Source organism: Pseudomonas sp. MWU12-3103b, from assembly GCF_023100615.1.
Lineage (GTDB): Bacteria > Pseudomonadota > Gammaproteobacteria > Pseudomonadales > Pseudomonadaceae > Aquipseudomonas > Aquipseudomonas putida_A.
Genome location: NZ_JALMEY010000019.1, coordinates 115,822 through 137,773, shown reverse-complemented (window position 1 = coordinate 137,773; position 21,952 = coordinate 115,822). Strand labels below are relative to the sequence as shown.

Sequence of the window (21,952 nt, the reverse complement as noted above, 5' to 3'; positions counted from 1 at the left end):
GCAATGCCACCTATCGCATGGGCGTCTGGCCGTTGATTGCCACAGGCCAATATGTCTGGCTGCGCCTGAAAGGGACGAACGCTGATGGCAGCGACTACAACCTGCAGATTCATACGGCACCAGGCTCAATGGTCAGCGCCCAGTGGCTCAATCAAGGTTATTACGAGCGGAGCATCGCCTTTGCAGGCTTGAGAAACCTCAAGGATGGCAGCCCGCTGAGGATGGAATTCAAGGCGGCGTTCGGCAAGAGCACGAATGAAAGCGAGGCAGTGGTTTTTCCTGTGCGCACTTACACGATCAAAGCGTTTGAGGATGTTCGGCCAGAAATTACCGGATCGAAAGACTCCAAAGGGAATGAGATTCTCCCGGGCGCCACGACCGTTGACACTTCGATCAAGCTTGAAGGGAAAGGGGCTAAAGGTCAGAAAGTCCTGATCAAAGACGGCAACATCGAGATAGGCATTGCCGACGTCGATCCACAGAGTGGTGACTGGGAGTTTCCGGTGACGGGGCTTGCCCTTGTCTCCCATAGTTTCACCGCCACTGCCCAGTACGGCAATGGGCAGATATCGGATCCGTGGGTCGTGGTCGTGACCGCTCCTACCGCGCCAACTATCACTCGGGTGGAAGACTCCAAGGGGAATGAGATTCTCCCGGGCGCCACGACCGTTTACACCTCGATCAAGCTTGAAGGGAAAGGGGCTAAAGGTCAGAAAGTCCTGATCAAGGACGGCAATATCGAGATAGGCATTGCTGACATCGATCCACAGAGTGGTGACTGGGAGTTCCCGGTGACGGGGCTGAGCGCCGACACCCATAGTTTCACCGCTACTGCGCGGTATGGTAATGAGGAGGTATCGCTTCCGCGGATCGTGGTCGTGGTGGCTGCCGACACACCGGCCATCACATCAGTAAAAGACGAGAGCAACTGGAACATCCGCGAAAACGGTTACACCGTGCACACCAGCATCACGCTCACTGGCTCTGCGCCGGCCGGCCAGGAGGTGGAAGTTTTTCTCGGTGCGGTCTCCAAAGGCAAGGCCAAGGCAAACAGCAACTCCATCTGGACCCGTACCGTTAGCGGGTTGTCGTTGGACGTGCTGCATACTTTCACGGCCATTGGTCAATACGCAAATAACCCGCCGTCGAATCCCTGGCGCCTGACCGTATTGAATGGGGTCCGGCCGGCGATCACCGGTGCGGAAGATTCCAACGGGCAGCCAATCAGCAATGATGGAAGCACCGGTGACACCACTGTTCGTCTGAGGGGGACGGCGACCAAGCATCTTGAGGTGGAAATTTTCGACGGTAACAGCTCCACAGGCAAAAGGGTCGAGGCCAATGCAGATGGAATATGGACGGTTGAACTGACCGGACTGACGCGTACGAAGCATGTGTTCAAAGCCAAGGCGTTGTATGGCAGCGGGATGGAGTCGGGAGAGTGGATAGTGAACGTGGTCGATCTCATTGACTTCGTCGAAGACTTTAAGTCATATCCACATGAAGTACCTATCGAAAACACTGGTGCATCTCTCGTGGGGACGCGCACCAAAGTAACGATTATCACAAGTACCGGGAATGGGCAAAGGAGACATTTTGTCCAGTCTAACGATGATCCGATTTATGCTCTAGTGAGTGTTCTGCTTGCCTATAGTACCCAGAGCTTATTGGCGTACTCCTTAGCACTAAACCAAGGCAGCGTTAAGAGCGCGACAATCAAATGTATTCTTGACACCGCATATCCGATACGCGTCCAGCTTGAACTCTTACAAGACAATTTTGTGGTGGGCTCAATATCGTTCTACGACGGCCCCGGAAATGGCGCTGGTATTATAATTGATAGAGAGGTCGCCCCATCCAGCGGTCAAGCGTTCAATGCAATCAAATTTGTGATGACGTCTGGAGAATCAAACGGAGCTGTGATGCGAATACTTCTAAGTTCGGTCTCTTTCAAAAGTTAAAAACTTCTGTTGCCTTTAACGCGACAGTGAAGGAAATTACCCTCCAAGAGTATCATTGACACGAAAACTTGTAATCCACGTTAAGCGCCTCTCCTAGGTGGGGGGAGGTGCTTAGCACTTGCTACTAAATGATGGTGTGTTTTCGATGAACTGAAGTAGCCACAGAAGGTTATTGGCAGGGATAACGCTTTCACACGAAAGTTTTACCCCGATCAATTGACCCGAGCACAGCCTTATCGGATTTTTTATCTCCATCACTCAAAATACATGCAGGCCAATTCTTGAACCGCAAAAAAACAATCAGGAACGCAATTAACGCTCACGACCATCAGTATTCTGACGGCATGCACCTTGACTTTTCGCCTGGCTCTCCCGCCTTAAAAAACAACACTTTAAATTATGCTGTGAAGTTCAAGCTGTCGCTGGACTTTGCTAAGTTTGGAGGGATAAAGAAATGCATTTATTTAATGAAAATCGCGAACAGGCCCACACCTACAAGGGATCTTTGCCGGGCACTTAACCTGTGACCAACGCAGATCCACTGTGGGAGCGGGCTTGCTCGCGAAGAGGCCATTACTGCTGTCGGCTATTCCTTTGGCACAACATTATCCAGTACCTGATTCACCGCCAATTCCCCGAGCATCACCACCTGCGCAATGCCCAACACCGTATTACGACTCGGCCCCTCCAGAGTGCCGGCGAAATCGCCGAGCATCACCGTGGCCGAGGCCAGAGTTTCGCAGGCGTTGGCCAGTAGGGATTCGGTGTCGGTTTGTGGGTTGACCATGAACATGCTGCTGGGGGTATACGGCGTGGCCATGATGTTTGCGGGCGCGAGGTAGTGGTCGAGGGCGCGTTCGGCGGCTTCGTGGAGTTTTCTGGAGTTGAGGGATTCGTAGGGTGATACCGGGTCTGTGGTCGGCGGATTGGGTGGGGTTTCGGGCATCAGCTGGAACTCCGATCGAGATACTTGAAAGAATTTCTCAATGTAGGAGCTGCCGAAGGCTGCGATCTTTTGATCTTGTTTTTTAAAGCAACGTCAAAAGATCGCAGCCTGCGGCAGCTCCTACACGGGACCGGGCAGTTAGTTCGGCACGCGGCGGCCGTCCAGTACCCGGTTGACCATCAGTTCACTGAGCATGATCACCTGATGCAGCATCAGCATGGCCCGGCGCTGTGGGTTGTCGACGGCGTCGCCGATGTCGCGGGCCATGTCGCTGGCAGCTGCCAGAGATTCGCAGGCTTCGACGAGCAAGGTTTCTTCGTCCACGGTGGGGTCGATGAGGAAGATTCTGTTCGCCTTGCATGACGAGGTTGAAGGGATCGAGATCTTCAGGGCGCCAGGGTTGAGGTAGAAGTTGATGGCGCGGTCGGTTGCCGCTTTTATCTTCTGCGGGTCGAGGGCCGGGTCGTACGGGATCGAGGTGTCCGGGGGGTTGGGTGTGGCTTTGAACATAGGTGACTCGCTGTTTTGAATAAGTGAGGAGCCGTCACTCTCGCTACCAAACGAAGGGTGGCGGCCATTTGTGGGTTGGTAGACCGGTCAAAACAGTAAACCCGGCGCTCCCGAAGGAGCCCCACGCATGGCCACCATAAAGCAGAGTCCCAAAAACGGATCTGTAATGTGGCGCACGACTGTAATGAAACGGGCTACCAAACCCGATCACTGATTTTCAGTGACAGGGATACGATATAGCCCGCCCCATAGCCGTGTAAGCCGGCGGATTCTGGCGTACGCGTAGGTAACGGCGCAAGGCGTTGTAGCCGTTATGGCGTAACGGTTCGTGTACTTTAAACGCGGATGCGGAGTTATGTTTATTTGCGGGGTTTGCTCTGTTGTTTTGATTTTGTCTGATAGGCCGCTTTCGCGAGCAAGTCGAATCGTCGCACCGCCGCTCCCACAGTTGGAATGGTTGCATTCAGTGGGAGGTTGGTCGGCTTGTGAGCCGTCATCGCTGGCAAGCCAGCTCCCACAGTTTGACCGAGTGCATTCAGTCAGAGATTGGTCGATCGGGAGGCCGCTTTCGCGAGCAGGCTCGCTCCCACAGGTTTACTGGCGGCTCTGGTGATTTGTATTACGGCCTGAGGCATCTGGAAGGAACTGCCCGCTCACAGACCAGTCGCATGAACAGGAAGCCGTTTTTTCAGAGGAGTGAACGTGTCCAGCGATCCCAAGCGTCACGCCGTCGACGCACCCGTCATCCATCGCCTGCGCGTGTTGACGGTCAACACTCACAAGGGTTTTACCGCCCTCAACCGGCGCTTCATCCTGCCGGAACTGCGCGAAGCGGTGCGCAGCACCTCGGCTGATCTGGTGTTTCTGCAGGAGGTGGTGGGCGAACACGAGCGCCACTCCAATCGCTACCAGGAATGGCCGCAAACCTCGCAATACGAATTTCTTGCCGACAGCATGTGGAGCGACTTTGCCTACGGGCGCAACGCGGTGTACCCCGATGGTCATCATGGCAATGCGCTGCTGTCGAAATACCCGATCCGCGAATACCGCAACCTCGACGTGTCGATCACCGGCCCCGAGCGCAGAGGCCTGCTGCACTGCGTGCTGGACGTACCGGGCCACGCCGAAGTGCACGCGATCTGCGTGCACCTGAGTCTGCTGGAAAGCCACCGCCAATTGCAGTTGCAGCTGCTTTGCCAGTTGCTCGAATCATTGCCCGACGATGCGCCGGTCATCATTGCCGGCGACTTCAATGACTGGCAGCTGCAGGGCAATGCCGCCCTCGCCCGTCGCGATTACCTGCACGAAGCCTTCGAACGCCACCACGGCCGCCCAGCCAAGACCTATCCTGCGCGTTTTCCACTGCTGCGCCTGGACCGCATCTACCTGCGCAACGCCAGCAGCCACGACCCGCAGATCCTCGGCAACAAGCCGTGGACACACTTGTCGGATCATTTGCCGCTGGCGGTGGAAGTGCACCTGTAATCCTGCTGCGGCAGCGATCCCCGGATCACCGAAAACGCCTGTGGGAGCAGGCTTGAACGCGATGACGGCGGATCAGGCAACAGAGATGTTGAATGTTCCGACCTCTTCGCGAGCAAGCTCACTTCCACAGGGTTAGCGGTGTCTGGATCAACCCTCCGGCTTGAGAATCAACACCGCCAGCGGCGGCAGATTCAGTTCAAGCGACAACGACTGGCCATGGCTCGGCACCTCTTCGGTAAACGCCCCGCCGCCATTGCCATAATTGGACCCGGCGTAGGTGTCGGCATCGCTGTTGAGCAGTTCGTTCCAGCGCCCGGCAAACGGCACGCCGACCCGGTACGACTGACGCGGCACCGGAGTAAAGTTGGCCACCACCAGCACCGGTTTGCCGTCCTTGCTCCAGCGCAGCCACGCGTACACGCTGTTGATCGCGTCATCGCCGATCAACCACTGGAACCCCTGCGGCGCATCGTCCTGATCGTGCAGCGCTGGTTCCTCGCGGTAGAGGCGATTGAGGTCGCCGACCAGTTTCTGCACGCCTTTGTGTTCCGAGTATTGCAGCAGGTACCAGTCCAGTTGCTGATCGTGATTCCACTCGCGCCACTGGCCGAATTCGCAGCCCATGAACAACAGCTTCTTGCCCGGATGGGTCCACATGAAACTCAGATAGGCGCGCAGGTTGGCGAATTTCTGCCAGCGGTCGCCGGGCATCTTGTCGATCAGCGAGTGCTTGCCGTGCACCACTTCGTCGTGGGAGATCGGCAGGATGAAGCGTTCGGACCAGGCGTAGACCAGGCCGAAACTTAGTTCGTTATGGTGATGCGCGCGGTACACCGGGTCCTGCTGGATGTAGTGCAGCGAGTCGTGCATCCAGCCCATGTTCCATTTGTAGGCGAAACCGAGACCACCCTGCTGGGTGCTCTGACTGACGCCCGGCCATGCGGTGGACTCCTCGGCGATCACCAGCGCCCCCGGCGCTTCCAGTTCGACCACGTCATTCAAGTGGCGGAGGAAATCGATCGCCTCCAGATTCTCGCGCCCGCCATGGCGGTTCGGCACCCATTCGCCGGCCTTGCGCGAATAGTCGCGATATAGCATCGAGGCCACCGCATCGACGCGCAGGCCATCGATGTGGAAATGCTTCAACCAGTGCAACGCCGACGCCAGCATGTAGCCGTGAACTTCAGTGCGCCCAAGGTTGTAAATCAGCGTGTCCCAGTCCTGATGAAAGCCTTCCAGCGGGTTGCCGTATTCGTACAACGCCGTGCCGTCGAACTGCGCCAGACCGTGAGTATCAGTGGGGAAATGCGCTGGCACCCAGTCGAGGATCACGCCGATATCGGCGCGGTGACAGGCGTCGACGAACTCACCGAACTGCTCTGGCGTGCCGTATCGGGCACTCGGGGCGAATTGCGAGAGCAACTGATAACCCCACGAACCACCAAACGGGTGCTCCATGATCGGCATCAGTTCGATGTGGGTGAAGCCCAGCTCCTTGACGTAAGGGATCAGCCGCTCGGCCAGCTCCGGCCAGGTGTACTGGCGGGCGACTTCGCCCAGATCGTCCAGTTCGCACTGCCACGAGCCGGCATGCAATTCGTAGATCGACAGCGGCGCTGAATGCTTCTGCCGCTCGCGGCGGCCGTTCATCCAGTCCTGATCCTGCCAGTTGATCTGCAGCGGTGCGGCGACTTTCGACGCGGTGTCCGGCGGCAGGCTGGTGGCCAGGGCCATCGGGTCGGCCTTCAGCGGCAGGATGCCGTGAGCGCCGAGGATTTCGTACTTGTACAACTCCCCCGCTTGCAGGCGTGGAATGAACAACTCCCAGACCCCGGACGGATGGCGCAGGCGCATCGGATGGCGGCGACCGTCCCACACGTTGAAATCACCGACCACCGACACCCGCCGGGCATTCGGCGCCCACACGGCAAAACGCACGCCGTCGACGCCATCGACGGTGGTCAGTTGCGCGCCGAGGCAGCTGCTCAGATCACGGTGATTGCCTTCAGCGAACAGATACAAATCCATTTCGCCGAGCAACTGGCCGAAGCTGTACGGATCTTCCGCCACCTGTTCGCCGCCGGCCCAACGCGTGCGCAGCAGATACGGCCGCGCCTGATCGAAGTGACCGACAAACAATCCCGGTGTTTCGGTGGCTTGCAGTTCGCCGCGTTCTTCACCGCTGTCCTTGTCCAGCACTTCGACTTTCAATGCACCCGGCAGATAAGCGCGGATGAACTGCCCACCGGCACCATCACCGTGCGGGCCGAGAATGGAAAACGGGTCGTGGTGTTCAGCGCGCACCAGGGCGTCGATGTCCCGCGCCGCCGGCAATAACGCTTCTTTAGCGTGACCCTGTTCCTTGTTCGAGAAACTCATGACTACTCTCCACCAAGATCGGAAAAGGGTTTAAGCCCCGTCAATAACCCATACAAACCGTGCAACGGCACGGGCAGCCACGTGGGGCGATTTTCGGCTTCATAGGCCACTTCATAGGCCGCCTTCTCCAGGCCAAAGAGCGCAAGCGCAGCGTCGGCACCTGCAGGATCCTGCCAGGCATGATCAAGACTAGCTGCCGCTTGGCGATACGCCTGCACAAATGCCTCGCGCGCCTCACGCAGGTAGCGCTCGGCAACCCGATGGCGGGCCGCTTCCGACTCTGGACTGTGATCGACGTTGTGCACGTTGATCGTCATCGCCGCCGCGTAATCGAAGGAACGCAGCACGCCGCTGACGTCCTTGTACGGACTGTGTTTGCCACGCCGTTCGTGCAGCGGCCGCGCCGGTTCACCCTCGAAATCGATCAGATAGGCATCGCCCTTGATCACCAGCACCTGACCCAAATGCAAGTCGCCGTGGACGCGAATCCGCAAGCCGCCAACGGCTTTCTGCGCGAGTTCCTGCACATGGCCGAGGATGACTTTTTTGTTGTCGAGCAGCCGCGCGACCATTTTCTGATCCGCCGCGCTCAGATGGCTCTGATGTTGCTTGAGCAGCTTCAAGGCATGTTCGACCTGCGCCGCAACGTCCTTGCCAGCGGCTTGCGCCTCCTTGGCGCTGGTGGTTTGCGGGGCGAAGTCGGGGTTGTTGCTTGGCGCCGCCAGAACCTGGTGCATTTCGCCCAGACGCTGGCCGAGCATGCCGGCAAAGTCCTTCAGTTCGCCGAGGGCGTTGTAATGCTGTTCCTGCTCGGACATTGCGTCCGCCAGCTCATCACGCAACGCCCGTTCGAGGTTGTTCTGCGTCCATTCCCAGGCATCGCCCTGATTGCTCAGATAGCCTTGGGCGATCATCAACAGATTGTCTTCGCCCGCGCCATCGCGGCGGATCACCGAGCCGAGCAGCGGCGAGATGTTGGCGAAACCGGCCTCGGTCAGGTACGCGCTCATTTCCAGTTCCGGGTGCACACCCGAAGCGACCTTGCGGATCAGCTTCAGCACCAGACTGTTGCCGATCACCACCGAACTGTTCGATTGCTCGGCCGACAGATAACGCACCTCGGATTCGGCACCGAGGCCGAGTTTTTCCAGTTGCGCGGTCGGCGCAAAACGAATCTCGCCCTGTTCGGAGTTGAGCACGGTGTTGCTCTGCATGCCTTGCAGCACTGCGTGCACAAACGTTTCGAGGCTGAACGCGTCAGTGATCAGACCGACCTGACGCCCGCGACGAACACGGGATAATGCCAGTTGCTGCGGCAACGCCGGCCCGACCTGATCTTCGGCGATGAAGCCGAACGGCAGTTGATAGCGACTGGTCTGCCCGGCGCTGGTGACTTCGATCTCGCTGAGCAACACCGGATGTTGCGCATCGCCGAAGCGCACGCCATAGGCCAGTTTGACCTGCTCGATGGCTGCGTCCTTGCCGGCGAACCAGCGGCGGTTCTGCAGCCAGCTCGGCAGAATGCTCTGCTCCAGCGTGTTGCGGGTCGGCGTTTCGAGCAGTTCTTCCATGCGTTTTTTCAGCACCAGGGTGGTGAAGTCCGGCAGGCTCTGCGCCGGTTCCACGTGCCAGCTCGGCATCTGGTTTTCCGTGGCTAGGGCGAACCAGTAGAAACCATACGGCGCCAGGGTCAGGAGGAAATTCAACTGGCCGATTGGCGGGAACGCGTTACCGCCGAGCATCTCCACCGGGACCATGCCGACGTAGGCCGACAGATCGAGTTCTGCTGCCTGCGCGCTGCGCGAGACGTTGGCCACGCAAAGAATGATTTCGTGCTTGCCGTCGGCGTCGGTGAACTCGCGGGTGTAGGCCAGAATCCGCCGGTTGCTCGGCGAGAGCATCTTCAGCGTGCCGCGACCGAACGCCTTGGACTGCTTGCGCACAGCGAGCATGCGCCGCGTCCAGTTCAGCAGCGAATGCGGATCGCCGGCCTGGGTTTCGACGTTGACCGACAGATAACCGTATTGCGGGTCCATGATCGGCGGCAGCACCAGGCTGGCCGGATCGGCGCGGGAGAAGCCGCCGTTACGGTCGATCGACCATTGCATCGGAGTACGCACACCGTCGCGGTCGCCGAGGTAGATGTTGTCGCCCATGCCGATTTCGTCGCCGTAATACAACGTCGGCGTGCCGGGCATCGACAGCAGCAGGCTGTTGAGCAACTCGACGCGGCGGCGGTCACGCTCCATCAACGGCGCCAGACGCCGACGGATACCGAGGTTGATCCGCGCGCGACGGTCAGCGGCGTAGTAGTTCCACAGGTAGTCGCGCTCCTTGTCGGTGACCATCTCCAGCGTCAGCTCATCGTGATTACGCAGGAAGATCGCCCACTGGCAGTTGGCCGGAATCTCGGGGGTTTGCCGCAGAATGTCGGTGATCGGGAAGCGATCCTCCTGGGCCAGCGCCATGTACATGCGCGGCATCAGCGGGAAGTGAAAGGCCATGTGGCATTCGTCGCCGTTGACGCCCTCGGCATCGGTGTCGCCGAAGTACAGCTGGGTGTCTTCCGGCCATTGGTTGGCCTCGGCCAGCAACATGCGGTCCGGGTAATTAGCATCGATCTCGGCACGGATCTGCTTGAGGACATCGTGGGTCTCGGGCAGGTTTTCGTTATTGGTGCCGTCGCGCTCGATCAGGTACGGAATCGCGTCGAGGCGCAGGCCGTCGATGCCCATGTCCAGCCAGTAACGCATCACCGACAGCACGGCTTTCATCACTTGCGGGTTGTCGAAATTCAGGTCGGGCTGGTGTGAATAGAAACGGTGCCAGAAGTACTGGCCGGCGACCGGGTCCCAGGTCCAGTTGGACTTTTCGGTGTCGAGGAAGATGATCCGGGTGCCGTCGTACTTCTGATCGTCATCCGACCACACGTAGAAGTCCCGCGCCGCCGAACCGGGCTTGGCCTTGCGCGCCCGCTGGAACCACGGGTGCTGATCCGAGGTGTGGTTGATGACCAGCTCGGTGATCACCCGCAAACCACGCTTGTGCGCCTCGGCGATAAAGCGCTTGGCGTCGGCCATGGTCCCGTAGTCGCTGTGTACGCCACGGTATTCGGCAATGTCATAGCCGTCATCGCGGCGTGGCGACGGATAGAACGGCAGCAGCCAGATGGTGTTGACGCCGAGTTCGGCGATGTAATCGAGTTTGGCGATCAGGCCGGGAAAGTCGCCGATCCCGTCATTGTTGGAGTCGAAAAACGATTTGACGTGAACTTGATAGATCACCGCATCCTTGTACCAGAGCGGGTCTTTGATAAAGGTGGCTGCCTTGGGTTTCTTCGCCATGTGAAACTCCTGTTCAATTCTGTGAGACCACACGGATGCTCTGTGATGAGGGGCTGTGTGGTGAGGGGATTCATCCCCGATGGGCTGCGAAGCGGCCCTGCTTTTATTCAGTTTTACCCAGTTGTTTTTTGAGGCTGCTGCGCAGCCAGTCGGGGATAAATCCCCTCACCACAAGTTTTTGAGCAAGGTCTTACGCGGCAGTAATCCGCCAAATCCCGAACGGCTGGTACGCCGGGTCAATGCGCATGAACTGATACTTGCCATGCCAGTCCCAACGATGCCCGTTCATCAAGTCCTCACCGTGGGTGGTTGCGTCGTCGGGCAGGCCCATCTCCCACAGCGGCAACTCGAAATTGGCTTCCTGCACGTTGTGCGGATCGAGGCTCACCGCCACCAGAATGAAATTGCTGCCGTCAAAGCTGCGCTTGCCGAAGTACAGAATGTTGTCGTTCCAGGCGTTGTAGACCTTCAGCCCCAGGTGCGTGTGCAGCGCCGGATTCTGCCGGCGGATGCGGTTGAGCTGGGCGATTTCGGCAATGATGTTGCCCGGCGCATTGAAATCGCGGACGCGGATCTCGTACTTCTCCGAATCAAGGTATTCCTCCTTGCCCGGCACCGGCGCCGCTTCGCACAGCTCATAACCGGAATACATGCCCCACAGGCCCGAGCCCATGGTCGCCAGCGCCGCACGAATGAGAAAACCCGGACGCCCCGACTCATGCAGGAACGCCGGGTTGATGTCCGGCGTGTTGACGAAGAAGTTCGGCCGGTAGCATTCGCGCCACGGCGATTCGTTGAGTTCGGTGAAGTAGCTGGCCAGTTCCGACTTGGTATTGCGCCAGGTGAAATAGGTGTAGCTCTGGGAATAACCGACCTTGCCCAGACGCGCCATCATCGCCGGCGTGGTGAACGCCTCGGCGAGGAAGATCACTTCAGGATGCAGCGCCCGCACATCGGCGATCAGCCATTGCCAGAACGGCAGCGGCTTGGTGTGCGGATTGTCGACGCGGAAGATCTTCACGCCTTCGTTGACCCAGCCGACCACGATGTCGCGCAGCTCGACCCACAGACTGGGGATCGCGTCCGGCGCATAGAAGTCGACGTTGACGATGTCCTGATATTTCTTCGGCGGGTTTTCCGCGTATTTGATCGTGCCGTCCGGGCGCCAGTTGAACCAGCCCGGATGCTGTTTTAGCCACGGGTGATCCTGCGAACACTGAATGGCGAAATCGAGGGCGATTTCCAGGCCATGCTCAGCGGCAGCAGCGACCAACCGGCGGAAGTCTTCACGGGTGCCGAGCTGCGAGTGAATCGCCTCGTGCCCGCCCTCCTCGCTGCCGATCGCGTACGGACTGCCCGGATCATCGGGGCCCGCGGTCAGGGAATTGTTGCGGCCCTTGCGGTGGGCGCTGCCGATCGGGTGGATCGGCGTGAAGTACAGCACGTCGAAGCCCATGTCCTGAATCATCGGCAGACGCGAGTGCACGTCATTGAAAGTGCCGTGACGGTTAGGATCGTCGGTGATCGAGCGCGGAAACAGCTCGTACCAACTGGCAAACTCGGCCAGTTCCCGTTCGACATCCACCGGGAATTCGGCGCTCAGGCTCAGATAGGCACGGTGATCGGCCTGCGCCATCAATTGCGCACTGCGCGAGTGCAGAAACAGCGCCACCTGCTCGGTTTCGAGCAGGCCGGACAATTCATGATGCAAGGCGGCGAGCTGTTCGCTGAGCTGACCGTCGCTGCGCTCGGCGGCCTGCAGCACCATGCTGCGGCCTTCCTGCAGTTCGAGCGACACCGGGACGGCGGCGTTGTGCTTCTTCTCCAGTTCGTACTGAAAACTGGCGAAATGGTCGATCCACGCTTCGATGCAGTACAGATAGCGACCCTGGCGGTCGGGACGAAACTGCCCCTGCCAACTGTTATTGCCCAGCTCGTTCATCACCTCGCTATACCAGGACTCTTCGCCCTCGGCACGCCAGCGGATGCGCACGGCCAGCTTGTCATGGCCGTCGGCGAAGACCTTGCTGGTGACGATCACGTCACGCTCGACGATCGACTTCACGGCAAACTGCCCGCCATCGAGGGTCGGCATGGTGTTTTCGATCACGATGCGCGGCAGCAGCAACGCCTGCGACAGCGGCATGTGCGGGTTGTAGCTCTGCTCTGAAGGTTTTTCAGCAGACATCGAGCATCTCTCCTTAACGCCCCAAGGACGCTCTTGTGCCGGAACAGTGTTCACAATGAGGCACCGGCCCCGACTTGAACTCACTTAGGTTCCGAGCGACCGGCGCGGGGAAAAGTTCACAGGGATTTGTCTGGACAGAAAAGCGGATCGAATTCATCACACGGTGGTCAATCCACTTAAGCACTTCTCACGCCATGTGCCACACGGAGGTCTACAGATGAACATCCCGATCCCGGCCGAAACGCCTGATCCGAACATCGACAAACCCACCCTGCCCGAGACCGAGCCGCAGCCGATTCCCGAGCAGGAACCCCCAGGCACCACGCCACCGCCGAAGGAAGAACCGCCGACGACGATGCCACCGGTTATCGTTTAAGCACCCAGCCGATCGTTCCCACCCATCATGGGAACGATCGATTACAGGTGCTGGTTTTTCTCCCCATCCTTCTCAAACATCCTGACCACCCGTGGCATCACGCTGAAAATCCCCAGCGCCAGCAAAGTGCTGAGCAGCGCCGTCGCTTCCCTGCCCAACCCGGCCGCCACGCCGATCGCCGCCGTCATCCACAATCCGGCTGCCGTGGTCAGTCCTTTCACGTGCCCTTCGTCACCTTCCTGATTCTTCAGAATCGTCCCGGCACCGAGAAAGCCGATCCCGGCGATCACTCCCTGCAAAACCCGGCTCATCGCATCGGATTCAGCCCCTGAGGTCTGCGGCACCAGCACAAACAGCGCCGCCCCCAACGCCACCAACATGTGCGTGCGTACTCCTGCAGCCTTGCCCTTGTGCTCGCGTTCGAAACCGAGAATTCCGCCCAGCACCGCCGCCATCAACAGGCGCACGGTAATGCGCGTCAGTTGCGAAGCATCGCCGACGTCGGCGAACTCCGCTTGCAGCGTCACCCACACTTCATGCCACCAGGCGTTCATCGCTCCCTCCTTTCTTATTGGTCGTTAGTGGATGGACAGCAGCGACCATTAATCAGTTGCGCAGAACGATCGGCAAAGCGCGCGCCCTAACCTTTCAGGTACTCATGAAAAAAGGACAGCCTCATGCCCGTTCGAATCGATGAATCCAATCCCGAATCCAAAGTGTGTTTTTTCACCGTCGAAAATGGCGAGGAAATTCGTATCTGCGACACGCTGGAAGTCAAAACCGATAGCGAAAAAGCCATGTCGTTCGTAGAGATTGAAGGCCGGCGCATTTACATCACCGAAGCAGAAGCCGACGCCCTGACCGTCGCCGGCGCGAAAGACGGTCGCAAGCACCTGAAGGCCGACGAGAGTGATTCGGTGATTTGACTGACCCGGATCAACATCCGGCGCAGACGCCTGCGATAGGCGTTTGCGCCTGCGCCTGCGGGCTGCTTCAAGTTGTCGCAGGATGTGTATCAAACGCCATCTGATACGCTTTTTATTCAAATAGCTGAGTCTGTTATGCAAACAGATCGGCGCTCATAGTTCGTCCGCCTGATGGAGGCTGATGAGCGAATGACCATGAGCGAACAAATCCCCGTCCGAACCGTAGAAGCAAGCCCCACCATAAAAAATGTGCCTGGTCGCCCGATGAAGGCGAAGGCCGGCTCCACCGACAATCACATCCACACCCGCAGTTTCACCGGCCTGTTCCGTACCTTGCGCATCAGCGGCGCGGGCTTTCTGTTTCTGCTGTTCTTCGGCACCGTGTGGCTGAACTGGGGCGGTCGTCAGGCCGTGCTGTGGGACTTGGCCGAAAGCAAATTCCATATCTTCGGCGCGACCTTCTGGCCACAGGATTTCATCCTGCTCTCGGCGCTGCTGATCATTGCTGCGTTCGGTCTGTTCGCCATCACCGTGTTCGCCGGCCGGGTCTGGTGCGGTTACACCTGCCCGCAGAGTTCGTGGACGTGGATCTTCATGTGGTGCGAAAAAGTCACCGAGGGCGAACGCAACCAGCGGATCAAACTGCAAGCGGCGCCCTGGGGCCTGAACAAACTGGCCCGGCGCGCGGCCAAGCACACCCTGTGGCTGGCGATCAGCGTGATGACCGGGCTGACGTTTGTCGGCTACTTCACGCCGATCCGGCCGCTGGCCGAAGAGCTGTTCACCCTGCAGATCGGCGGGGTCAGTCTGTTCTGGGTACTGTTCTTCACCGCCGCCACTTACATCAACGCCGGTTGGCTGCGCGAAGCGGTGTGCATGCACATGTGCCCATATGCGCGATTCCAGAGCGTGATGTTCGACAAAGACACTTTGGCGATTTCCTACGACGTCGCCCGTGGCGAAAACCGAGGCCCGCGCAAACGCGACGTGAAACCTGCCGAAGCCGGCCTCGGTGATTGCATCGATTGCCAGTTGTGCGTGCAGGTGTGCCCGACCGGCATTGATATCCGCGACGGCCTGCAGATGGAATGCATCGGCTGCGCAGCGTGCATCGACGCCTGTGATTCGATCATGGACAAAATGAATTACCCGCGCGGCCTGATCCGCTACAGTTCCGAACGCGAATTGCAGGGCGGCAAGACCCATCTGCTGCGGCCTCGGCTGATCGGTTACGTCGCGGTGCTGCTGATGATGATTGGCGCCCTGGCGCTGGCCTTGGTCGAACGGCCCATGGTCTCGCTGGATGTGACCAAGGATCGCGGGCTGTTCCGCGAGAACGGTCAGGGCCAGATCGAGAACATCTACACCCTCAAGGTCATCAACAAGACCCAACAGCGCCAGGACTACACCCTGAGCCTGATGGAGGGCGACGGCTTCCAGTTGCAGGGCAAGACCGAACTGAGCCTGGCGCCGGGGGAGATTGTCGATGTACCGGTATCGGTGGCGATGACCACCGAACGTCCGGCCAGCAGCTCGCAGACCTTGAGCTTCAAGATCGCCGACAGCGACGAGCCGGAGATTTATAGCGTGGCGAAAAGCAGGTTTGTGGCGCCGATGAATCGCTGAGCCGTTAGAATCCTCCCCCTCACCCCAGCCCTCTCCCCCCAGGGGGCGAGGGGGAAAGGGAGCAGATCTCAGTGGCTTTCAAACCCGAGTTCGACTCCGGGCTTTCAAGTCGGCGTAACTCGAACATACAACCCGATCAGTCCCCTCGCCCTCCGGGAGAGGGCTAGGGTGAGGGGCTTTCCCTGACACCCTACACATCCAACCAGCACCAAGGCCCCCGATGAAACGCTACGAAAAATTCGCCGACGACATCGCTGAACTGATCCGCTCCGGCGTGCTCGGCCCCGGGCAACGGGTGCCGTCGGTGCGCTACGCCAGCCAGACTTACGGGGTCAGCCCGTCCACGGTGTTCCAGGCCTATTATCTGCTGGAACGTCGCGGTCTGATCCGCGCACGGCCGCGCTCCGGTTACTTCGTCAACACTCACGCACCGAGTCCGTTCTCGGAGCCGGTGATCAGCAGCCACGTCAACGACTCCACCGAAGTCGACGTCAGCGAACTGGTGTTCTCGGTGCTGGAATCGATCAAGGACCCGAGCACCGTGCCCTTCGGCTCGGCGTTCCCCAGCCCGACCCTGTTCCCGCTGCAACGGCTGTCACGTTCGCTGGCCAGTGCGGCGCGGGAGATGGACCCGCGCATGGTGGTCACCGACATGTCGCCGGGCAACCCGCAACTGCGTCGGCAGATCGCCCTGCGCTACATGGTTGGCGGCTTGATGCTGCCGATGGAAGAACTGCTGATCACCAACGGCGCCCTCGAAGCGCTGAACCTGTGCCTGCAAGCGGTGACCGAGCCGGGCGATCTGGTGGCCATCGAAGCCCCGGCGTTCTACGCCAGCCTGCAAGTGCTGGAGCGCTTGAAACTCAAAGCCGTGGAAATCCCCGTGCACCCGCGCGACGGTATCGACCTCGGCGTGCTCGCCCAGACCCTGGAGCGCCATCCGGTCAAGGCCTGCTGGTGCATGACCAGTTTCCAGAACCCGATGGGCGCGACCATGCCCGAGGCGAAGAAACAGGAACTGGTGGAACTGCTGCGCCGGCATCAGGTGCCGCTGATCGAGGACGACGTCTACGCCGAACTCTATTACGGTCAGCAGGCACCGAAACCGGCCAAGGCGTTCGACACCGAAGGGCTGGTGATGCACTGCGGTTCGTTCGCCAAGAGCCTGGCCCCCGGCTACCGCATCGGCTGGGTCGCTGCCGGGCGCTACGCACAGAAAATCGAACGGCTGAAACTGATGACCTCGCTCTGTGCCTCGATGCCGGCACAAGCGGCCATCGCCGACTACCTGCAACACGGCGGCTACGACCGCCACTTGCGCAAACTGCGCTACGCCCTGGAAGAACAGCAAAGCGCGATGCTCGCAGCGATTGCCCGCTATTTCCCGGCGCAGACCCGCGTCAGCCAGCCGGCCGGCGGCTATTTCCTGTGGCTGGAACTGCCACCGCAGATGGATTCGTTGAAGTTGTTTCAGATGGCGTTGGCGCAGGGCATCAGCATCGCGCCGGGGCCGATCTTCTCGCCGACTCAGCGGTTCAGGAACTGCATTCGCCTGAATTACGGCAGCCCGTGGACCGAGGATTCGGAGAAGGCGATGGAGACGTTGGGGCGGATTGTGCGGTCGTTTTAGCTCAAAATCCGACCGACGGTAGGTAAAACAGGAAAAACCTAGTATTTCTGACAGTAGATAAAACGCTCAGATCAAAATAGGCTGAAGATGAAGTTAAGTTGATCGGCTATTACCAAGCTCACCTCCAGTGACAATAAACTTAACATTATCTAGAGCAATTTATGCCAAGGAGTTCCCAATGAGCGAAAAAAGCTACCTAAACGACTACACGAATTTCCACTTCAGATGGCTAAGTACGGCCGGCGAGAATGACTACGTCAGAGACGACAAAGACAACATGGCCTTAGGGGTTAAGCTACGGCGATCAACTGACGGACAATCCTTCTATCTAGACCTAAGGAAAAAATTCCCTGACTTTTTCGAACAGGAAGATATAACGATTAAATTCAGGATGTCCGTCCCAGAAGGGGTCAAAATACAGAAATTCACGGTCCGTACTATGGGAGGTAATCAGAGTGTTGATATTCCCTCCCCCCCTTCAGATGGAAAATGGCATCAAGTGGAGGCACGTTTGCAAATCAACAAGAGCGATTTGAAGGAACTTTGGATCCAGATGGATACATTACCTATTTTACCTGAGCAGGCACTTGTCGGATTTAATGATATCCATATATTTCAGCGCTAATAAGTTCATGTCAGTGTGAGCACGGAACGTAACTTTGATCTTCCGTGCCTCACTCAACCCGCCTCAACAACGGGATTTTTCCCTCTCAACTCCATCTCACTTTTACAGGCTCTATCGCCCCTATGCTGGGCTGCCAATGGAAAATGCGGGAGGAGCGCCGGCAGCCTGCAAAGTTCTATCTGCATAATAGCTGCATGCATTTTCCGATGAAAGGTCATTTATTCGGCTAATACCTGTCAACTCTGACAGGTGACGACATTAATTCAGAATGGCTGAATATAGGAGAAAGTTAATCACATGGAGCATTGCAAATGTCAACTAAAAAAAATTTACACTCAACCAAATTCGATGATGACAAACGTAATGGATGGGGAATAGTTGGAGAGCACGAATTTGGTGAATTGGTAAAGGATGAATCGAGGGGCATTGGCAAGTGCCTCGCAACTACAGTCCCCAACGTAACCAACGAGCTTGATTTTTACCAGAGATCGGTCGAGGATTTTAAAAACAGGAAGCTTATCGTTTCTTTCGATCTACGCGTTGATAATGTACCTGATACGTTTAGGAGCATTGACATCCACGCCGGCGGTAGCAAAAGGTTTAGTGTGCAAGACCCTAAGCCAAATGATAAGTGGCAGCGATACTCCATACCTGTGGATCTAACGGGGTTATCATTTGCCCTCCTGGATATAGAAGTCGATTACAGCAATATATCTCCGACTAGCCGAGCATTTATAGACAATATCCTGATTGAGGCTGATGATTAAATGCTTGCCTGATGGCTAAAATAAAACGGGCTCCGAAACGGGGCCCTTTCAGCATGTGTTACGCGCAAAACCAATATATTTCGAATGTTGTTAACGCCCACCACCCAAATCAACAAACGTCCCGGTCGCATAAGAAGCCTTGTCCGACAACAACCAGACAATCGCCTCCGCCACTTCATCCGGGCGTCCGCCCCGGGCCATCGGAATCGCCGACTCAAGCTTGCTGACCCGATCCGGATCACCGCTCAACGCGTGGAAATCGGTATAGATATAACCCGGACGTACCGCGTTGACGCGAATCCCCTCGCCCGCCACTTCCTTGGACAGACCGATGGTGAAGGTGTCGAGTGCGCCTTTGGACGCGGCGTAGTCGACATACTCGTTGGGCGAGCCCAGGCGCGCGGCGACCGAGGAGACGTTGACGATGCTGCCGCCCTGCCCGCCGTGTTTGGGCGACATGCGCAGGATCGCGTGCTTGGCGCAGAGGATCGGCGCCAGGACGTTGGTTTTCATGATTTTGAGAATGCGGAATTCGGACATTTCATCGACCCGCGACTTGTGCCCGACGGTGCCGGCGTTGTTCACCAGCGCGGTGACCCGACCCAGTTCGGTGTCGACCCGCTGAAACAGCGCGATCACTTCGTCTTCGATACTGACATCGGCGCGCACCGCAATGGCTTGCGCCCCCAGCGCCCGCACTTGCTCCAGCACGCTTTGCGCGGCCTGTTCATCCGACTGATAATTGATGCAGATCCGATAGCCCTGCCCGGCAGCCAACAACGCCGTAGCGGCGCCAATTCCGCGCCCGCCACCGGTGATTACCATGACTTTATCCATGCTGGCCCTTCCCCCCAATGCACACGTAACAGTCGGGTTGAAGAATAACCGCCATTGGGCGGTTTTGCATGGGCTCTGTCAAAGACAAAACCCTGCATGAGACTGAGATGTTTTTTGTGGCGAGGGAGCAAGCTCCCTCGCCACAGAATGCAGTCAGACTGCCGTCAGAGCCTCTCCACGGGCAATGTTCTGCATGAACGCGTCCGCCGGCATCGGATGCCCCAACAGATAGCCCTGCAAAGAATCACAACCCAACTGCGTGAGAAAATCCTGCTGCACGCCGGTCTCCACCCCCTCGGCAACAATGCGCAAACCGAGTGCCTGGCCCAACGCCACAATTGCCGAGACGATGGCCGCGTCATCGCTGTCGTGCTCCAGATCGCGGACAAAACCGCGGTCGATCTTCAGCTCGTTGGCCGGCAAACGCTTGAGGTACATCAGGCTCGAATAACCGGTGCCGAAGTCGTCGATCGACAGGTCGACGCCCATATCGGACAACTCCTGCAACACCTTCATGCTCGCATCCGCGTCGCTCATGGCCGTGGTTTCGGTGATCTCCAGGGTCAGGCTGTTGGCCGGCAGGTGGTGGGTCGCCAGCGCCTTGGCCACGCTCTGCACCAGCCCCGCGTGGCAGAACTGCAAGGCCGAGAGGTTCACCGCAATGCGCCAGTCGGTGTAACCGAGCACGTACCATTCGCGCATCTGCCGGCAAGCTTCGTTGAGCACCCATTCACCGATGGCGATGATCAGGCCGGTCTTCTCTGCCAGATCGATAAATTTGTCGGGCAGCAACATGCCCTGGGTCGGATGCTGCCAGCGCAGCAGCGCTTCGGCACCGACCGGACGACCACTGATGGCGTCGAATTTGGGCTGGAAATACAGGCTGAACTGACTGTGTTCCAGCGCGGCGCGCAGGTCCTGCAACAGCTGCAGTTGCTTGCGCGCGTTGCTGTTCATCGAAGCATCGAAGAAGCTGTAACCGTTTTTGCCGCTGCCCTTGGCGTGATACATCGCCGCGTCGGCGTTCATCAGCAGTTCCTGGGCGCTCAGGCCGTTACCCGGGTACAGGGCGATGCCGACGCTGGCAGAAATCTGCAAGTCGTGCTCGGCCACGCGGAACGCCTGACCGAGCAACCCGACCTGACGCGCGGCCAGCCCCAGAGCATCGTCGGGTTCGCTCAGACGCACCAGCAGCACGAACTCGTCGCCGCCAATTCGCGCGAGCGTATCCTGACTGCGCAGATCTTCGCGCAGGCGCACCCCGACTTCGCGCAGCAACTGGTCGCCCATGTGATGGCCGAAGGCATCGTTGACCGGTTTGAAACCGTCCAGATCGATGAACATCAGCGCAAAACAGCCGCCCTGCTCCTCGACCTTTTTCATCGCCTGATTGATCCGGTCGTCCAGCAACATGCGGTTCGGCAGGCCGGTCAGGGTGTCGTGCAACGCCAGTTGCGTCAGTTCACGGTTGGCCAGGGTCAGCGAATGCGCCAGATCGGCGGTACGCGCTTCAAGGCGCGCATCGAGAATCGAAGTGAGCAAGGCGATCGACAGCACCGCCAGCGTGGTGATCAGCACCAGATTGTCGAGGCCGTTGCCCTTGAGGCCGTCGAGCGTTGCACCGCAGAAACTGCCGTCAGGAAATTGCGCGGCGGCCATGCCGGTGTAGTGCATGCCGACAATCGCGATGCCCATGATCACTGCCGCACCACCACGAATCAGACGCACATAAGGCGAGTGCTGGCGCAGGCGGAAGGCGATCCATAACGCCGCCGCCGAGGCCCCGACCGCGATCAGCAATGAGGCGCCGAACAGGGTCGGGTCGTAATCGATGCCAGGCGTCATGCGCAGCGCGGCCATGCCGGTGTAATGCATTGCACTGATGCCGGCGCCCATGACCAAAGCGCCAAAGGCCAATTGCCAAATCGGCAGTTTCGGCTGGCTGACCAGCCACAGGGCAAACCCGCAGGACAGCACCGCGATCAGTAGCGACAGCGCGGTAATCGCAATGTCATAGCCCAGGTCGATCGGCAGCTTGAAGGCCAACATGCCGATGAAGTGCATCGACCAGACGCCGACCCCCATCGCCAGTGCACCGCCGGCCGTCCAGAAATGCACTGCACGCCCACGGGCGCTGGCGATGCGCCCGGTCAGATCGAGCGCGGTGTAGGACGCGAGGATCGCCACACACAAAGAAATGAAAACCAGGGTGAAGGAATAATTACCGATGAGCATTCAGATTCTCGCGACCACCCGCGCCGTACTGCGTCCATTCTCGGCTGGGCAAATGCGGCGATTGTACTGATTGCGCGGAAGAACGCACTGACAAAGTAATCATTTTGCCATCAACCC

The 21,952-nt window shown here is 58.6% G+C and carries 15 protein-coding genes and 1 pseudogene; 8 read left to right on the top strand and 8 right to left on the bottom strand.

The annotated features are described in order from the left end of the window. Nucleotides 1-1,961: pseudogene (locus M0808_RS25035) on the top strand (hypothetical protein); the annotation flags it as partial. Nucleotides 1,962-2,547: 586 nt separating this feature from the next. Here the strand turns inward: M0808_RS25035 and M0808_RS25030 are convergent. Both M0808_RS25030 and M0808_RS25025 read right to left on the bottom strand, forming a co-directional pair. After that, entirely contained in the window at nucleotides 2,548-2,907 is a 360-nt protein-coding gene (locus tag M0808_RS25030; RefSeq protein WP_247842735.1) for a DUF6124 family protein, read from the bottom strand. A 138-nt stretch (nucleotides 2,908-3,045) separates the two neighbouring features. After that, nucleotides 3,046-3,417, bottom strand: a complete 372-nt coding sequence (locus tag M0808_RS25025; RefSeq protein WP_247842734.1) for a hypothetical protein — start codon at nucleotides 3,415-3,417, stop codon at nucleotides 3,046-3,048. Nucleotides 3,418-4,119: 702 nt separating this feature from the next. On the opposite strand from M0808_RS25025, the gene M0808_RS25020 reads away from it, so the two are divergent. After that, on the top strand, nucleotides 4,120-4,902 hold the full coding sequence (locus M0808_RS25020; RefSeq protein WP_027613718.1) for an endonuclease/exonuclease/phosphatase family protein: 783 nt from the start codon (nucleotides 4,120-4,122) through the stop codon (nucleotides 4,900-4,902). 147 nt (nucleotides 4,903-5,049) lie between these two features. Here M0808_RS25020 and glgB read toward each other — a convergent pair whose 3' ends face one another. The 3 genes from glgB to M0808_RS25005 form a co-directional block, all read right to left on the bottom strand. Then, nucleotides 5,050-7,281, bottom strand: coding sequence for a 1,4-alpha-glucan branching protein GlgB (gene glgB / locus M0808_RS25015; RefSeq protein WP_095135576.1), 2,232 nt, complete (start codon nucleotides 7,279-7,281; stop codon nucleotides 5,050-5,052). A gap of 2 nt (nucleotides 7,282-7,283) precedes the next feature. After that, entirely contained in the window at nucleotides 7,284-10,625 is a 3,342-nt protein-coding gene (gene treS, locus M0808_RS25010) for a maltose alpha-D-glucosyltransferase (protein WP_247842733.1), read from the bottom strand. A gap of 190 nt (nucleotides 10,626-10,815) precedes the next feature. Continuing rightward, complete coding sequence (locus M0808_RS25005; RefSeq protein WP_247842732.1) at nucleotides 10,816-12,813, bottom strand: alpha-1,4-glucan--maltose-1-phosphate maltosyltransferase; 1,998 nt, start codon at nucleotides 12,811-12,813, stop codon at nucleotides 10,816-10,818. A 217-nt stretch (nucleotides 12,814-13,030) separates the two neighbouring features. Here M0808_RS25005 and M0808_RS25000 point away from each other — a divergent pair, with 217 nt between their 5' ends. Beyond that, entirely contained in the window at nucleotides 13,031-13,189 is a 159-nt protein-coding gene (locus tag M0808_RS25000) for a hypothetical protein (protein WP_003224520.1), read from the top strand. A gap of 41 nt (nucleotides 13,190-13,230) precedes the next feature. Here the strand turns inward: M0808_RS25000 and M0808_RS24995 are convergent, their stop codons facing one another. Next, nucleotides 13,231-13,743, bottom strand: a complete 513-nt coding sequence (locus M0808_RS24995; RefSeq protein ID WP_027613723.1) for an MgtC/SapB family protein — start codon at nucleotides 13,741-13,743, stop codon at nucleotides 13,231-13,233. A 123-nt stretch (nucleotides 13,744-13,866) separates the two neighbouring features. Between M0808_RS24995 and M0808_RS24990 the strand changes: the two genes are divergently transcribed. From M0808_RS24990 to M0808_RS24970, 5 genes are all read left to right on the top strand, one after another. Continuing rightward, nucleotides 13,867-14,115, top strand: a complete 249-nt coding sequence (locus tag M0808_RS24990) for a DUF3203 family protein (protein ID WP_247842731.1) — start codon at nucleotides 13,867-13,869, stop codon at nucleotides 14,113-14,115. A gap of 195 nt (nucleotides 14,116-14,310) precedes the next feature. Continuing rightward, a complete protein-coding gene (gene ccoG, locus M0808_RS24985; RefSeq protein ID WP_139054521.1) occupies nucleotides 14,311-15,741 on the top strand; it encodes a cytochrome c oxidase accessory protein CcoG in 1,431 nt (476 codons plus the stop codon). A gap of 220 nt (nucleotides 15,742-15,961) precedes the next feature. After that, nucleotides 15,962-17,371, top strand: coding sequence for a GntR family transcriptional regulator MpaR (gene mapR / locus M0808_RS24980; RefSeq protein WP_247842730.1), 1,410 nt, complete (start codon nucleotides 15,962-15,964; stop codon nucleotides 17,369-17,371). 178 nt (nucleotides 17,372-17,549) lie between these two features. Continuing rightward, entirely contained in the window at nucleotides 17,550-17,996 is a 447-nt protein-coding gene (locus M0808_RS24975) for a hypothetical protein (protein ID WP_247842729.1), read from the top strand. Between the two features lie 311 nt (nucleotides 17,997-18,307). Continuing rightward, nucleotides 18,308-18,763, top strand: a complete 456-nt coding sequence (locus tag M0808_RS24970; protein ID WP_247842728.1) for a hypothetical protein — start codon at nucleotides 18,308-18,310, stop codon at nucleotides 18,761-18,763. 90 nt (nucleotides 18,764-18,853) lie between these two features. On the opposite strand, the gene M0808_RS24965 is transcribed toward M0808_RS24970, so the two are convergent. Together M0808_RS24965 and M0808_RS24960 are read right to left on the bottom strand one after the other, a co-directional pair. Next, entirely contained in the window at nucleotides 18,854-19,600 is a 747-nt protein-coding gene (locus M0808_RS24965; protein WP_007968514.1) for an SDR family oxidoreductase, read from the bottom strand. 153 nt (nucleotides 19,601-19,753) lie between these two features. Continuing rightward, nucleotides 19,754-21,835 carry an EAL domain-containing protein gene (locus M0808_RS24960; RefSeq protein ID WP_247842727.1) on the bottom strand — a complete coding sequence of 694 codons (2,082 nt, stop codon included), beginning with the start codon at nucleotides 21,833-21,835 and terminating at the stop codon, nucleotides 19,754-19,756. Nucleotides 21,836-21,952 lie beyond the last annotated feature (117 nt).